This window comes from Tenuifilum sp., from assembly GCF_037481895.1.
In the GTDB taxonomy this organism is placed as follows: Bacteria; Bacteroidota; Bacteroidia; order Bacteroidales; family Tenuifilaceae; genus Tenuifilum; species Tenuifilum osseticum.
On record NZ_JBBFKU010000024.1, the window covers coordinates 35,642 to 51,350 of the forward strand.

The window sequence follows — 15,709 nt, forward strand, 5'->3', positions numbered from 1 at the left end:
CTATATGGTTCTAAAATCAATCATCCTATCATTTTTACTTTTACTCCCTTTATGGGTTTTACCGCAAACCATTATTGAAAAACCCTTTGCGGCTGAACTCTCGCACCCAGAGCTTACCATTGAACATATTGCCATTTATCCGGATTCAACGGTTGTAAGTCTAACGGTTGTGAATAACGCTGATAGCAATGGCTGGTTTTGTGCCGATAAGAATATCTACATTGAAAACCTGAATACCCGCCAACGGTATTACAGGATTGGCTCACACGGTATTCCAACATGTCCTGCAACCCATAACTTTAGCCGTAAGGGCGAAACCCTATCGTTTAAACTTATTTTTCCTCCAATTCCAAAAAACCTAAACAGTATCAACCTTATTGAGGATTGCAATAAAGCCTGTTTCTTTTTTAAGGGCATAATACTAAGCAATAAGTTAAACTCCGATATAAGGTTATTCAACCTGGGCATGGAGTATTACACCAAAAACGATATTGCACAAGCAGTTGAATGTTTCAGCAAGGTAGTTGAGGAAATACCTGCTAATCCTACCCATGTTTATGGGTACGCCTACTACCATTTGGTAATGATTTTCTATACTAAGGGCGATAAGCTCACTGCTAGCTTCTGGCTGAACCAACTGAAAACATCAGCTCTTCCTAACAAGGACTACTTCGTTCGGATGGTTAAGCGCGATACGGGAATGGAATAAAAAAAGGAGGCTCAAAGCCCCCCTTCAAAAAATTGGTAAATTCTACTTTAGCACACCTGCCTTATACTTTTCGCCAATCACCTTAAGCATATCGTCGGTCATGGTTTCCAAGTTCCACTTGGGATTCCATCCCCACTCCTCACGGGCGCAACTATCGTCCATGTAGTTGGGCCAGCTATCAGCTATGGCTTTCTTTACAGGGTCAATATTGTACTCCATAGTAAAATCGGGGATACGCTTTTTAATGGCAGCATAAATTTGTGAGGGCTCAAAACTCATTGCAGTTACGTTAAAACTGTTACGGTGCTTGAGCTTTGATGGGTCTGCCTCCATGAGCTGAACGCAAGCATCAAGGGCATCGGGCATGTACATCATATCGAGGTATGTACCTTGGGGCAATGGGCAAACGTAATGCTTCTGTTGAATTGCTCCATAGTAAATCTCTACTGCGTAATCGGTAGTACCGCCACCGGGGAGAGTAACATTTGAAATAATTCCGGGGAAACGTACACTGCGGGTATCTACTCCATACTTAAGGAAGTAGTAATCGCTCAGCATTTCGCCTGTTACCTTACAAATTCCGTAAACAGTAGTTGGGCGCATAACGGTATCCTGAGGGGTGTTGTCCTTTGGCGATGTTGGGCCAAAAGCCCCAATGGAACTGGGGGTAAATACAGCACAATGGTTCTCGCGAGCAATCTCAAGCGAATTCATCAGTGCTCCCATGTTTATCTTCCAGGCCAGCTGTGGATTTTTTTCGCCGGTAGCTGAAAGTAATGCAACCAGGTTGAAAATAGTATCAACCCTATACTTCCTCACCAATTCAGCAAATTTTTTGGCATCAAGAGCATCGAGCACCTCAAACGGACCATTCTGAAAGTGATGGGCGCAGCTTGTGTTGATATCGGCAGCCACAACATTGTTGGTTCCATATATCTTTTGGAGATGCGGCACCAGCTCTGAACCAATTTGCCCACCGGCACCAACAACCAATATGTTTTTCATGCTTTTATTTTTAGAAGGTGATTATACTTATGATTTTTCGCAAATGTATAGTATTTGGTTAACACTTCAAACCCAAAACCCACGTTTAAATTTATATTTTTAAGCAGATTTTTTGATGGAGTGAATAAAAAAAAACCGCCTTGCGGCGGTTTGTGGGCCCAGCTGGGCTCGAACCAGCGACCCTCTGATTATGAGTCAGATGCTCTAACCTGCTGAGCTATGGGCCCAAAAAACAGTTTTTACTGTTTTTATTTTGGTTTGCAAAATTACATATTTGCATTTGAATTTTCAAATAGGGAGTCCAAAAAATATGAGTATTAGCAGCAATACAAAACCTGACAATCTGATTATCAGAAATATAATACTTGATTTAGGTGGAGTGGTACTTGATATTGATTATAGCCTTACCCTAAAAGCCTTTGAAAACATGGGTGTTTACCTGGGCAATCATACTACACTTACAGGAAGTAACGAGCTTTTCAACCAGTTCGATTGCGGTTTGATTAACCCTGATACCTTTAGGCAGGAGTTCAACCAAATGTTTATGGTTGCTCTCAGCCCCAAGGAGTTCGATAAAGCATGGAACGCTTTGCTTCTGAGTTGGGATACCGAAAGGCTCAAATTAATTGAACGATTAAAAAAGAATTATAGGGTATACCTGCTAAGCAACACAAACGTTATCCATTTTAACCACTACAACAGGCTGCTTGTTGAGGAAACAGGCAAAGAGCTTAAGGATTACTTCCACAAGGCATACCTCTCCTTTGAAATGGGCATCAGGAAACCACAAGTTCAAATCTTTCAGCGTGTGTTAAGCGAGAACGGCTTAATACCTTCAGAAACACTTTTTGTTGACGATACCCATGAGCACATCGATGCTGCTAAAGGGTTAGGGATACGTACAATCCACCTGAAAGGCGGAAATATGGCTAAACCGCTTGCTGAGGCGCTTAAGGGGCTAGTGGGCTGAAATGGCAAGGTTAAAGGTTAAAGGATAAAGGATAAAAATTTAAAATTTCAGATTTAAGATTTCAGATTCAAGATTTTAGGTAATCTATTATAAACTATCAACTATCAACCAACAACCATCAACTAAATTGGTATCATAGGGTTACACAGAGTTTACCCAGTGTTTCACAGAGCGTGTGACGTGATATTCACGAACAACGATTCACGAATAACGAACAACGTTTCCAGCCCTGTAGGGGGCAATATTTTTAACCCAGTGGCTCCCTCCTACATGTATAGCGATGCACGCATTGCCTTTTCCAAAGAACGACCTTGAAACGTTGCATCGCAACAGAAAGCATTGCAAAGAGCGGTTTACACGTTCTTTCTTGTCTTGATACAAGAAAGAACCAAAGAAAATCAAGGCTGAAAAGCCCGACCCGATGGGTGCCCCGTGGGTGGAACTGCCACGCGATACTATTCGCCACGCCTGCGGCGTGACTCATTTGGTATCGCTTACAAAACCCACCGCCACGTTCCACCCCCGACCCATTGTCGGGTCTGGCTTTTATGCCATTGCTGCTTTTTCCACTCCATTCTCTCTTAGGAAAAAGGGTTTGGGTGAGGTCGTTTTCCATATTCAACCTAGATGACCCCTCTTAATCTCCCCTAAGAGGGGAGACTTTAGCCCTGCAACAAGGTTCCCTAATTGCTTCTCCCCTCTCCTGTCAGGAGAGGGGCTTGGGGTGAGGTCATTATCAACAAAAAACGTTCCCAGCCCCATAGGAGCGAAACATTTGTAAACCAATAGGTAATCCTAAAAGAAAAATGATGCACGCTAAAGTATTCCAAAGAGCAACCGTGAAACGTTGCATCGCAACAGAAAGCATTGCAAAGAGCGGTTTTCGCAAAACCAATCTAGGTATAAAAAGGAATGAAAGTACAAAGTGATGCTTCGGCTAGCTCAGCATGACAAAGGGAGCGTGGATGTTAAAGGAATTGTCATTCCGAGCTAGTCGAGGAATCTTATTATAATCGAGTTAAAGTACAATGAGATGCTTCGGCTAGCTCAGCATGACTAGGGGGCTAAATTCTCTTTTACAAACAACCACCAACTGTCAACAATAAACTAAATCATCTGCGTCATTTGGGCTCCATTTCAAACGCTAAACACCAAATACCAAAAGTAATCAACCAAAATTCAAGCTACTCCAGCTTAGCTGCTTCGGCCTTAGCTTTGGTTACAACAGCATTGGCTTTTTCATCGGCTTCAGCAATAACCTTTTGGGCAGCAGCCTCGCCGTTCTGCCGTATCTTTTTTGCAGCCTCCTTTGCTGCCCGCTCGGCAATTGGGCCCTTCTTTTGACCCTCAGCCTCAGTTTTTTTGGCTTGAGCCTCAGCTTCAGCCCTTATCTGCTCTGCACGCTTTGCTGCTTCGGCCCTTATTTGTTCTGCTTCCCTCTCGGCATCGGCAATTAACTTATCGGCTTCAGCCTTGGCTTTCTGACGTGCCTCAACCTTGGCTTCATCAACCTTTTCCTTAACAGCCTCCTTGGCTGTTTCCTTTACCGAAGATGAGCTTTCTGCAGAACCACCACCGGAATCGAGCTGTACCTCGGGTTTAGATGAAGTTCCTAAAATCTTAAGATTTACATCGATAGTTTGGGGCAGCTTTGCACCATACTTACCGAGCAAATCGTTGGCAAGATTAGCCACCCCGCCTAAGTACGACGAGGGAACTGAAACTTTTGCCTTTAAGTTAAGGGTTTGGTCAATACCCATATCACCCCCAAAGTTCATTTTGGCCTCGGCAATTTTGGTGTCGAATGGTTCAATGTAAATCCTTCCGTTCTTTATACTGAAGCTAACATTCACATCCTTAAGGCTTGGATTGCGGAACTCCTCCTTTTTCAGGAAATCGGCTAGCTTGGCAAATGCCTTAGAGTTACTAACCCCAATGCTTTTTGATTGCAACTTACCGTAAGCATTTATACTATTCAAAACCGGCATCATAGTGGTATCGAGCATGGAAGTAAACTTGAATTGGGTCGATACATTTCCTGTCATATCCTTAACCGTAGGTGCTATTTTCTGGAGCGATGTAAACGATTTGAAAGCCGTGGGTATATCAATGTTGCGCATGTCAAAATCAAAATTAACCACAGGGGCCTTTACATCCCTTGGGTCATAGGTTCCTGACATACGAACATCACCCTGTAGCATATTCATCGATAGATTTTTTAGGTCGGCCACGCCACCAGAGAGCGCTACATTACCTGCAAGATTTTCGATATTTAGCTTATCGTAAACTATCTTTTTCATATCAACCCGGGTAGAAAAGTTGATGTTATGGGGCAATTCAATAACGCTAAGGGCTGTGGTATCGGTAACTTCCTCCTCGGGAGCACTTTCACCAGTAAGCAGCTCATTAACATCGAGCAAGTTCGAGTTAACGTTAAGATTTCCGCTAAGGGTTTCATCCTTAAAAACGTAAGGAATAAAATTTTCCAGTCGACCGTTCATGCGTATATCACTTGAAGCAATGGACATATCGAAGTTTGCAAGGTTAACGTACTGGGGTGTAAAGTTGAGCGTAACCTCATTTAATTTTACCTCTGCAGGTATATCGGGCGACTTGAATTTGAAACGCGACAATTTAAGCAGGCCATCGGCCTTAAAGCGCTCATACTGCTCCTTCTCGATAAACGAGAGTTTTCCACCAAAATCGAGGTTCGACTCCAGCAATCCTTCCATATATGTGCTATCCATCGGAATTACGTCCGAAAGGGTTGCAAAATCAATTTGACCGGTGATGTTACCATCAACCTGCATATCGCTGATTGGGGTTGCCACACGCATGCGCATGCTGAATGGGTTTCCGCCTAGGTTCAAGGCAAACCTATCAACATTCACCGATGTATTATCCATGTTCACGCCATCGAACCAAATCTTTGTGCTAATATTTACATCGGTTACCGATTTGGGCAAGTCGGGATATTTGAACATTCCGTTATCAACGTTTATGGCAACAAATGCGCTTGGCATTTGGCTATCGTTATAGGTTCCGCGAACATAGCCCTCAATGCCAAACTTACCAGAGGCCTGAAGTCCTTCAAAATCGGTCATGTACACTGCTGGCACCATTGATAAAAGCGCCTTGAAATCGGTTGAAAGAGTTTTAAAGTTAAGGTTGATATCGATATCGTTACCGGGCATTCGAACTGAACCGTCGAATAGTAGTTTTAGCTGATTGATGCTAAACGCATTCTCCTTAAACGTGTAGTAGCTGCTATCGAGATTTGCTGCAATAATGGCATCGAAACCAACTGCTGAATTTTTCAGATATCTGATTCCATCCATCCAGAAGTTGAGCGATTCAATGCTCGACTTCAGCTTGAGCTCAGTTTGGCTCATGCCCATGTTACCTGAAAGGGTTAGGTTAAAGTTTTGAATGGTTGCCTTCATGTTCGACGAATCGTCGATGTATGCAATGTTGGCATTGCGAATCTCAAACCTTTTAAGTGATACCTTTGTGCTAACGGTTGTAGCTGCAGCAGTGTCTTCCATCTCGGTTTCGGGCGTTTCCGATGGCTTCATGATATCCCAGTTAACACGGCCATCGGGCAGCACGTGCGCATTTACCCTTGCCTCATCGAGCAAAATTGATTTCACCTCAATATCTGTCATATCAATTACACTCCAGAGGTTAACCTTAACGCCAAACTCCTTGAATGCTAGGAGAGTGTCGTTAGCGAAGCTATCGATTCCCACTACGGTTAAGCCTTTCATGCCCACGTAAAGGTTAGGGAAACCCTTAATTAGCGATACCTGAAAATCGGTAAAGTCAACCTTTGCATTCAACATGCTGTTAGCCTCTTTCTTGGCAACTTGCATTAGCTGGGGCTTAAATATTATTGGCAATACAATTGCTGCAGCTAAAAATAGCGCAACCAACGCAGCCAAAACCTTTAGAGTGATACTGAGAATCTTTTTCATGGCTGTATAATTATTTTAGCAGTATAATCAATGTTTGAACTATTTATACAAATTTAGTGAATCAAACTGAAAGGTGGCACTTTTTTTATCATTCTTAACAGTAACATAGCTTGAACAAACTCCAAATACAAATGTTACTGACAGCGTTGTGCCATACTAAAAAAAGTTTAAATTTGCTTAACATAGAATGCCATGAACCTCATCAAAAGAATTTTTCGATTCTACTACGAAGGTTTTAAAAGCATGACCATTGGGAAAACGCTTTGGTTAATAATCCTTTTAAAACTCTTTGTGATGTTTGCCGTACTAAAGGTTTTCTTTTTCCCAAATATTCTTAAACGCAACTTTAAAACCGATGAGGAGCGGAGCAAGTATGTAATTGAACAGCTAACAACTAAACCTAAATAGCAATACGCATGGAACATTTCGACCTATCGTTAGTCAACTGGTCGAGGGCACAGTTTGCCCTTACGGCCATGTACCATTGGGTATTTGTCCCTCTCACGCTGGGGTTGGCTTTCATAATGGCGTTCATGGAAACGCTATACTACAAAACCGGCGACGAGGAGTGGAAACGGATAACCAAGTTCTGGATGACACTCTTTGGTATCAACTTTGCCATTGGCGTGGCAACCGGTATTATTCTGGAATTTGAATTTGGAACCAACTGGAGCAACTACTCCTGGTTTGTAGGCGACATTTTTGGTGCACCCCTTGCCATTGAGGGCATCATGGCGTTCTTCATGGAGTCGACCTTTATTGCCGTGATGTTCTTTGGGTGGAACAAGGTTAGTAAAAAGTTTCACTTACTCTCAACATGGCTTGTGGCTCTAGGAGCCAACCTATCGGCACTATGGATACTTGTGGCTAATGCCTGGATGCAATACCCTGCCGGAATGTTCTTTAACCCCGATACGGCTCGTAATGAGATGCATAATTTCTGGGAGGTATTGCTTTCGCCTGTGGCTGTAAACAAATTCCTCCATACCATATCGTCGGGGTATGTGCTGGCTGCACTTTTTGTTGTTGGAATTAGTGCATGGTACCTTCTGAAAGGTCGAAATGTATTGCTGGCCAAACGAAGCATTATTGTTGCCTCAGTGTTTGGATTGATAACATCTGTTTTCCTTGCCCTTACTGGCGATGGCTCAGCGTATCAAGTAGCACAAAAGCAGCCCATGAAATTGGCTGCCATGGAAGGTCTTTACGAGGGCAAAGAGGGTGCCCCATTAATTGTAATTGGAGCACTTACCCCCGGTAAGCAGTATAACGACGATAAAGACCCATACCTATTCCGGATTCAAATTCCAAAACTCCTCTCGTTCTTGGGTTACCGTTCAGGCGATGCCTTTGTTCCTGGTGTGAAAGATATTGTTGAAGGTGGATATACCTACACCGATAAGGACGGCAACCAGAAGGTTGCCCTTTCGGCTGAACAGAAAATTGAACGTGGACGAATTGCCATACAGGCACTTGCCGACTATAAAAATGCTAAGGAACTTGGCGATACCACAGCCATGGCCTACCACCGTAAGTTACTGGATGCGAACTTTGAGTACTTTGGCTATGGTTACCTAAACGACCCCAAGAGCATTATACCAAATGTTCCGCTTACCTTTTATAGCTTCCACATCATGGTTGGGTTGGGTTTTCTGTTTATCGCCTTTTTTATTCTAGTACTTTACCTAATCTTTTTCAAGGAATTTAAAATTAACAAGTGGTTGCTTCGCACGGCAATTCTCATGATTCCCCTTGCCTACATTGCCAGCCAGGCTGGCTGGATTGTGGCTGAGGTTGGCCGCCAACCTTGGGTAATTCAGGATATTCTACCAACGGTTGCAGCAGTATCACGTATCGATGCGAGTGCCGTTCAGGTTACATTCTTCCTGTTCTTCATAATCTTCACTACACTCCTCATAGCGGAATTACGAATTATGTTCACCCAAATTAAAAAAGGACCTAAAGATGGAGGGAAATAGCCATGGTTGACACAACATACATTTTCTTACAGCACTACTGGTGGTTAATTATATCGCTACTGGGTGCGCTGCTGGTTTTCCTACTTTTTGTTCAAGGCGGACAAACCCTGATTTATACCCTTGGGAAAACAGACATGGAGCGAACAATGATAGTTAACGCTCTTGGCCGGAAGTGGGAGTTCACGTTCACCACACTGGTTACATTTGGTGGTGCTTTCTTTGCTTCGTTTCCCCTATTCTACTCTACCAGTTTTGGTGGAGCATACTGGGTTTGGATGGCCATACTGTTCTGTTTTGTTGTTCAAGCAGTTTCCTACGAATACCGCAGTAAACCCAACAACTTCTTAGGCCCTAAAACCTTTGAGGTATTCCTTTTCATAAACGGACTTTTTGGAACCGTGCTACTTGGAACTGCCGTGGGAACATTCTTCACGGGTTCGCAATTCTCTGTTGCTAAAATCAACCTCACAAACATCAGCAATCCTGTTATTTCATCGTGGGAAACACCATGGCATGGACTTGAGGCAGCCCTAAACTTGCATAATGTTGCCCTTGGTCTTGCAGTATTCTTCCTGGCAAGGGTTTTGGCAATTCTTTACTTCATGAACCATATCAATCACCCTGAAATTTTTGCCCGCTCCCGCAAACACTTGCTGTATAATGCCATTCCGTTCCTTGTTTTCTTCCTAACCTTTGTAATCTGGTTGTTTATACGCGAAGGTTTTGCAGTAAACCCCACCACAGGCGATGTTTTTATGCAGAAGCATAAGTACTTGCTCAATCTAATTCAAATGCCTCTTGTTCTGGTGCTTTTCCTTGGCGGAGTGGTTCTTGTGCTTTGGGGTATAGCAAAATCGCTGGCTAAGCCATACACCAAAGGGATTTGGTTTACCGGTATTGGTACTGTGCTAACCGTACTCTCGCTCTTCCTGATAGCTGGTTATAACAACACAGCCTACTACCCATCTACCTTCAACCTGCAGCATTCACTTACCATTTTCAATAGTTCATCCAGCAAGTTCACTTTAACCGTGATGAGCTTTGTTTCCTTACTTATTCCATTTGTTGCAGCATATATCTGGTACGCATGGAAGAGCATCAATGTTAAAAAGATAGATGAGGAAGAGATGAAAAACGAAACCCATGTATACTAAAACCTACTGACTATGCGATTTTTAAACGAAATACTTTGGTTTGCCAGCTGGCCGGTACTCATTTACGTGAGCTACTTGTTATCGGTTTGGGCTGTAAAGTTGTGGGAAAAGAAGAACCCCGATCAGTTAAAATGATGTAGATTTGCCTGCATCAACAATGGTTTAATGAACATTTATAAGCTACTTAAACTTAACCGCGATATTAGGAGTAACCGTTTAAAGTTACTCCTAATCTTTATGGCTCAGCTGCTGAACAGGCGATACTACTCGGTTAGGATTGACCCTATTTTTGCCTGCAACCTACGCTGCCTGATGTGCTACTTCAGTAAGAGTAGGAAAGCGCAACCCAAAACATTTTCAAAAGAAGAGCTTGAGCTACTGGCAAAAAATCTGTTTGGTAATGCCCTACAGGTAATGGTTGGATGCGGTGCCGAGCCTACCATTCATCCTGATTTTATCTATTTAGTTGAGTTGGCCAAAAAACATAATGTTCCCCACGTTGGAATTGTTACCAACGGGCAACTGCTTTCAAAAAACGACCTGCTAACCCTTAGCAGTGCTGGGCTAAATGAGCTTACACTCTCGATTCATGCTACGCAAAAGGAAACCTATGAAAGATTTATGGTGGACGCCAAATGGGAAAAGCTTATTGGTCTTCTTGAAAATATTAAAACCCTTAAGGATGATAGTAAAATTGCTTTTTCAATACGTATGAACTTTACGGCTAATCCTGACAACATTCAAGAGCTGGAGCAATTTTTTGATGTGTTTGGGGACTACCCAATTAATACTCTTCAGGTTAGACCAATAATGGAAATTGGAGGTGCCTATTTTAAGCCGTTTAGCGGCGAGAGCCTATCATTGTATAACCGTGTAATTGAATCGCTGCGCACTACGTGCAAAAAACATGGCACCACATTACTTGCCAATACACAAAATCCTAGTAGTCAACAAAAGAGGAATCCAGTAATTGCACAAACCTACAAGTATGTATCGCCACAAGTTGTGGTTGACAACAATTTCTTATGGCAAACCGAAACCTACAGGCAATTCCTAAAACGTACAGGTTGGCATAAAGCTATGCTTAAATCCATTTTCTCAATCCAACCGAATAATTCAACTACCGACCTTGCAGAACGTTTCGGTGGGCAATACGATGTTTTGTAAACAAAACATAAATTTTGTGGTTAACTTTGCTGCCTGAATACTAAAACTGAATTGGAACCCAGAATTGAAATATCGCCCTTAACCGAGTGGGGATTAAACCTAAATTACCCCCTAATTATTGCCGGGCCATGCAGTGCCGAGAGCGAGGAGCAGGTACTTACTGCGGCCCATGCGATTGCCCGCAATGGGAACGTTAGGGTTTTCCGTGCTGGTATATGGAAACCACGAACCCGCCCGGGAGGCTTTGAGGGTGCCGGCGAAAAGGGTTTGCAGTGGCTTAAAAGTGTAAAAGATGAAACCGGTTTGGCCGTTGCCACAGAGGTGGCTATGCCTCAGCACCTGGAACTGGCGCTTAAGTATGGAATTGATATGGTTTGGGTGGGAGCACGCACAACCACAAACCCATTTCTGGTTGAGCAGCTGGCCTCGGTGCTGGCAGGAACAAGCATCCCGGTACTGGTAAAAAATCCCATTACTCCTGACCTTGAGCTATGGATTGGAACCCTTGAACGCCTCTGGCGTTCAGGCATCACACGCCTTGCTGCCATACACAGGGGTTTTCACCCTTACGAACGTTCACGCTTACGCAACATCCCCAAGTGGGAGCTTGCCATCGACCTCAAAAGTCGTATCCCCAGCCTACCCATTATTTGCGATCCCAGCCATATTGCCGGAGCGGCTAACCTTGTACCCGAAATTGCTCAGCATGCACTCGACCTATCCATGGATGGGCTAATGGTCGAGGTTCACCCCAACCCTGCTATTGCCCTTAGTGATGCCCGTCAGCAGCTTACCCCCGATGCCTTTACAAATATGCTTTCGGAATTAACTTTCCATCAGAACACATCGGTTAATAACGAGTTTGCCAACTTCCTTGAACAGGTTCGCAACAAGATAGACTCCATTGACCAGCAAATTATTGAATTGTTAGCTAACCGTATGCGGTTGGTTGAGCAGATTGGTGAGTATAAACGGACTAATAACGTTACAATTTTTCAGCTACGCAGGTGGGAAAAAATTCTTGAGTCGCGCATTGAGTGCGGGAAGCGTTTGGGGCTCGATGAAGAGTATATAAAAAGCCTGCTTCAGCTGGTTCACAAGGAATCCATAAAGAAACAGGCCGAAATATTACGTGGCAACCGTTTAACCAACGGTGAGTAAGCCTTATTCGGTTATCTCGGTTATCTTAAAATCGTACCCTTCCATTACTGGGTTCGAGAGCACCTTTGAGCATATTTCGGTTACCTTTTCCATGGCCACCTCACGGTTTGCTGCTTCAATTTCAAGGTTGATGTGCTTCCCAATTCGGACATTGGATACTTCCTTGAACCCAATCCCATGTAGGGTTGCATTAACTGCCTTTCCCTGGGGGTCGAGCAGAGCCTTAAGCGGCATCACATTGATTTCTGCTAAAAACTTCATTTTATATAGATTTTACTTCGGACAAAATTAGCCAAAATTTGCATTAATCAGCTCTGAAAATCTTTATTTATCAACTTATCCCATAAATAGTAGATAGTTGATAGAACGATATACCAAACAATGATAATTGAAAGCGCTGCCTTTTGAAAAATGGCAATAAATACAACAGCTCCAGCTAGAAAGGTAAGCTGTTTGTAGGCCAATGATGGCTTTAATGACTTGATTTTAAGCGAGAACATGGGTAATTCACAAACCAGCAAAAACGAGGATAGAATTGCTAGAAAAATCAGGACTACTGGCGAACCAACAATTGGGTTAAACAAACCACTCCAGCTACTGTTTGCCCCAAAAACCAATCCAATAATCAGAAAAGCATTTGCTGGTGTTGGCAATCCAATAAACGAACTTGTTTGTCGCTCATCAATATTGAATAAACCAAGACGAAGCGATGAAAAAACAGCCACAAGAAAAGGAATTACTAATATAAAGTACCCCTCAAAAATGCCATGACAATCACTAATTCCAATACTCTGGCGAAGCATGTGATAAAGAATTACGGCTGGCGCAACCCCAAAGCTAACCACATCCGAAAGCGAGTCAAGTTCCTTGCCTAACTGGGTATAAGCACCAATCAATCTTGCCGTAAAACCATCCAGGAAATCAAGAACACCGGAAATAATGATAAGCAAACCAGCAAGTTCCAGTCGACCTTCGAATGCTGCCACAATTGAAAGGCTACCCGAAAATAGGTTTAGCAGAGTAATTCCATTGGGAATATGTCTTGTAACACGGGTTATTCTGTTCATATACAAAATTAATTCATTCAAATTTTAGTTTTTGGCATACCGCTCCATCAACCAGATTGCTGGTTTCCATAATGCAAAACCCACCACGCTGCCAAGTATTGCACCAACAATTACATCGGCAGGATAATGCACCCCAAGGTATATACGACTATACGAAACAAACCCTGCCCAAATGAGCAAACCAACTCCCGCCCAAAGGTTCCTGTATAACATACTCAAAAAGACTGCAACACCAAATGTATTGGCTGCGTGCGACGAAACAAAACCAAACTTACCCCCACATCTACCCACAAGATGGATTACGCCACTTAAATCGGGGTTGTGGCATGGCCTTAACCTTTGAAAAACATTTTTAAAGAGATGTACTGAGAGCTGGTCGGCTACAAGAACAACAACTGCAATTGCCAGCAGCCACCAAAGGGTTTTCCACTTGTGCTTTCGGGCAATAAAGTAGATTAGCAACAGGTAAAACGGTAGCCATGTTAGCTTTCCCGATGCAAAAAGCATTACACTATCCCAGAAAGGGCTATGCAACCCGTTAAGGAAGATAAATAGGTCGGTGTCGAGCTTTACCAGGTAATCAATCATAATTACGGTTGGTTAAGATTATCCCAAAGCACATCCTTTAACCGCTCAATACCCTCGCCGGTTACCGACGAGATAAACACAGCAGGTATATCGGGCAGATGCTTTGATATTTTCTTTTTTGCCTGTTCGTCCACCAGGTCGCATTTAGTGATGGCAAGAGCCCTTTTCTTATCGAGCAGCTCCGGGTTGTACATTTTTAGCTCGTTCACCAGTATTTGGTACTGCCCGTAAATATCGTCGGAGTCGGCTGGTACCATGAAGAGTAGCATGGAGTTGCGCTCAATGTGGCGCAAAAATCGGAGTCCTAGCCCTTTCCCCTCATGGGCACCTTCAATAATACCAGGGATATCGGCCATTACAAACGACCTATCGTCGCGGTAGCGAACAATTCCAAGGTTTGGCACCAAGGTGGTAAAAGGGTAGTCGGCAATTTTGGGTTTGGCTGCACTCACCACCGACAGCAATGTCGATTTACCGGCATTTGGGAAACCAACCAGTCCCACATCGGCCAGTATTTTTAATTCCAGGATAACGTAGCCCTCCTGTGCGGGTTCGCCGGGTTGAGCAAACCGGGGGGTTTGCAGGGTTGCCGTCCGAAAGTTCCAGTTACCCAAACCTCCACGCCCACCCTTCAAAATCATCTCTACCTGGCCGTGCTCGGTAATTTCAGCAATCACCTCATTGGTTTCGGCATCGCGGGCAATGGTGCCAATGGGCACCTCAATGTAAACATCCTCGCCATCCTTACCCGTACAACGGGCGCCACTCCCCGATTCACCATCGCCTGCAAAAATATGACGTTGATATTTCAGATGAAGTAAAGTCCATAGCTGGCTGTTCCCCTTCAGGTAAATATGGCCTCCGCGGCCACCATCGCCACCGTCGGGGCCACCTTTGGGTACAAACTTCTCCCTGCGGAAGTGTACGCTCCCTGCACCACCCTTGCCTGATCGGCAAAATATCTTAACGTAATCTACAAAGTTGGAATTTGACATGTCCAGCAATAAACTACCCGCAAAGTTACTTTAAAAAGGTGGAATGGGAAAGCAGAACAAAAAAATGATGCTGGCTAATAGTAAAACAACAATCGCATGGAATTCTATTCCGCGCTAACGGGTTGTCATAGCATAAATAGTAAAGTATTGAAAAGAACGCACGCCTCCTCCGACGCTTACAAACAGTAGAACACCGAACACTTTTTTTAACAAAAATCACAGCTGTCCAAAATAATTTAAAATCAAAAAATGCCTAATTGTTAATCAGGTGGTTAGGGTTCAAAAGTAATCAATTTTAAAATTAGACCCTACCCTGAAAACAGCTTTAGCTGTACCGCATCCTCTTTTCTGGGACGGACAAAGGGCTGGTTTAGCCATTCCCACAGGTTAATCTTCACGAAGAGGTTCAACCGAACAAAGCTAACCAGGTTCGACATGTGCCACTGGTACTTGGCCTTGGCCTTCAGGAATGTGAGCAGCAGTATAGTGATCAGCGCCGTCCAGATCTGGATCTGCACCGCGTTTTCGGATGTGCCCACAAACGACTTAATCCTAAGGTTCTGCTTGATTAGCTTGAAGAACGACTCGATGTGCCACCGTTCCTTGTAGATGCGCGCCACGGTGGTTGCTGTCCAGGAACGGTTGTTGGTAATGAAGACCAGCTCGTTCTTATTGACCTCGTCCCAGTACCTCACCCGGCGGAGCAGCCTGGGGTAATCGTGCTGGCTTTTTACCCCGGTAAGGCGTATGTTGGAGTCCTGCAGCACATTCCTATCCCTTTCCCCCGACACGTCAAAGTCCTCGACCAGCTCGTAGTCCAGGTTATCCTTGGAGCGGGTGACGAACCAGGTGTTCATGCTGTCCAGCTTGTTCCACCAGGAAAAGTCGTAGTAGCCCATGTCGAATACCAGAATGCTACCCGAGGGCAAGCTCATGCTCC

16 protein-coding genes and 1 tRNA gene are annotated in these 15,709 nt (G+C 43.8%); 9 read left to right on the top strand and 8 right to left on the bottom strand.

Translation table 11 applies throughout. The features are described 5' to 3' along the window. The first annotated feature begins 4 nt into the window (after positions 1-4). A complete protein-coding gene (locus WHS63_RS08605) occupies positions 5-709 on the top strand; it encodes a tetratricopeptide repeat protein (protein WP_445204752.1) in 705 nt (234 codons plus the stop codon). 42 nt (positions 710-751) lie between these two features. On the opposite strand, the gene WHS63_RS08610 is transcribed toward WHS63_RS08605, so the two are convergent. Both WHS63_RS08610 and WHS63_RS08615 read right to left on the bottom strand, forming a co-directional pair. Beyond that, complete coding sequence (locus WHS63_RS08610; RefSeq protein WP_445204753.1) at positions 752-1,714, bottom strand: L-threonine 3-dehydrogenase; 963 nt, start codon at positions 1,712-1,714, stop codon at positions 752-754. 153 nt (positions 1,715-1,867) lie between these two features. After that, a tRNA-Ile gene (locus tag WHS63_RS08615) sits at positions 1,868-1,941 on the bottom strand. Positions 1,942-2,024: 83 nt separating this feature from the next. On the opposite strand from WHS63_RS08615, the gene WHS63_RS08620 reads away from it, so the two are divergent. Both WHS63_RS08620 and WHS63_RS08625 read left to right on the top strand, forming a co-directional pair. Continuing rightward, complete coding sequence (locus WHS63_RS08620) at positions 2,025-2,684, top strand: HAD family hydrolase (protein ID WP_445199458.1); 660 nt, start codon at positions 2,025-2,027, stop codon at positions 2,682-2,684. A gap of 421 nt (positions 2,685-3,105) precedes the next feature. Continuing rightward, positions 3,106-3,315, top strand: coding sequence for a hypothetical protein (locus WHS63_RS08625; RefSeq protein WP_445204754.1), 210 nt, complete (start codon positions 3,106-3,108; stop codon positions 3,313-3,315). Positions 3,316-3,868: 553 nt separating this feature from the next. Here the strand turns inward: WHS63_RS08625 and WHS63_RS08630 are convergent. After that, positions 3,869-6,658 carry an AsmA family protein gene (locus tag WHS63_RS08630; RefSeq protein WP_445204755.1) on the bottom strand — a complete coding sequence of 930 codons (2,790 nt, stop codon included), beginning with the start codon at positions 6,656-6,658 and terminating at the stop codon, positions 3,869-3,871. A gap of 192 nt (positions 6,659-6,850) precedes the next feature. On the opposite strand from WHS63_RS08630, the gene WHS63_RS08635 reads away from it, so the two are divergent. Genes WHS63_RS08635 through WHS63_RS08660 form a run of 6 tightly spaced genes read left to right on the top strand, consistent with a single transcriptional unit; the run spans position 6,851 to position 12,119 of the window. Continuing rightward, positions 6,851-7,066, top strand: a complete 216-nt coding sequence (locus WHS63_RS08635) for a DUF4492 domain-containing protein (protein ID WP_445204756.1) — start codon at positions 6,851-6,853, stop codon at positions 7,064-7,066. 8 nt (positions 7,067-7,074) lie between these two features. Further along, a complete protein-coding gene (locus tag WHS63_RS08640) occupies positions 7,075-8,637 on the top strand; it encodes a cytochrome ubiquinol oxidase subunit I (protein ID WP_445204757.1) in 1,563 nt (520 codons plus the stop codon). A gap of 2 nt (positions 8,638-8,639) precedes the next feature. Beyond that, positions 8,640-9,791 carry a cytochrome d ubiquinol oxidase subunit II gene (locus tag WHS63_RS08645; RefSeq protein ID WP_445204758.1) on the top strand — a complete coding sequence of 384 codons (1,152 nt, stop codon included), beginning with the start codon at positions 8,640-8,642 and terminating at the stop codon, positions 9,789-9,791. Positions 9,792-9,803: 12 nt separating this feature from the next. Then, on the top strand, positions 9,804-9,926 hold the full coding sequence (locus WHS63_RS08650) for a hypothetical protein (RefSeq protein ID WP_445204759.1): 123 nt from the start codon (positions 9,804-9,806) through the stop codon (positions 9,924-9,926). Positions 9,927-9,956: 30 nt separating this feature from the next. After that, the gene (locus WHS63_RS08655; RefSeq protein ID WP_445204760.1) at positions 9,957-10,958 is read left to right on the top strand and encodes a radical SAM protein; all 1,002 of its coding nucleotides are present in this window, start codon (positions 9,957-9,959) and stop codon (positions 10,956-10,958) included. A gap of 51 nt (positions 10,959-11,009) precedes the next feature. After that, complete coding sequence (locus WHS63_RS08660) at positions 11,010-12,119, top strand: chorismate mutase (protein ID WP_445204761.1); 1,110 nt, start codon at positions 11,010-11,012, stop codon at positions 12,117-12,119. Positions 12,120-12,122: 3 nt separating this feature from the next. On the opposite strand, the gene purS is transcribed toward WHS63_RS08660, so the two are convergent. The 5 genes from purS to WHS63_RS08685 all read right to left on the bottom strand — a co-directional run. Beyond that, the gene (gene purS / locus WHS63_RS08665; protein WP_445204762.1) at positions 12,123-12,380 is read right to left on the bottom strand and encodes a phosphoribosylformylglycinamidine synthase subunit PurS; all 258 of its coding nucleotides are present in this window, start codon (positions 12,378-12,380) and stop codon (positions 12,123-12,125) included. 47 nt (positions 12,381-12,427) lie between these two features. Then, positions 12,428-13,186 (bottom strand): CDP-diacylglycerol--serine O-phosphatidyltransferase, encoded by a 759-nt coding sequence (gene pssA / locus WHS63_RS08670; protein ID WP_445204763.1) that lies wholly within the window; start codon positions 13,184-13,186, stop codon positions 12,428-12,430. A gap of 24 nt (positions 13,187-13,210) precedes the next feature. Further along, positions 13,211-13,774 (bottom strand): phosphatase PAP2 family protein, encoded by a 564-nt coding sequence (locus WHS63_RS08675; protein WP_445204764.1) that lies wholly within the window; start codon positions 13,772-13,774, stop codon positions 13,211-13,213. Positions 13,775-13,776: 2 nt separating this feature from the next. Continuing rightward, a complete protein-coding gene (obgE, locus tag WHS63_RS08680; RefSeq protein WP_445204765.1) occupies positions 13,777-14,769 on the bottom strand; it encodes a GTPase ObgE in 993 nt (330 codons plus the stop codon). A gap of 308 nt (positions 14,770-15,077) precedes the next feature. Further along, positions 15,078-15,709 (bottom strand): IS4 family transposase (locus WHS63_RS08685; RefSeq protein WP_445204766.1); only part of this gene is annotated, 632 nt, incomplete at its 5' end.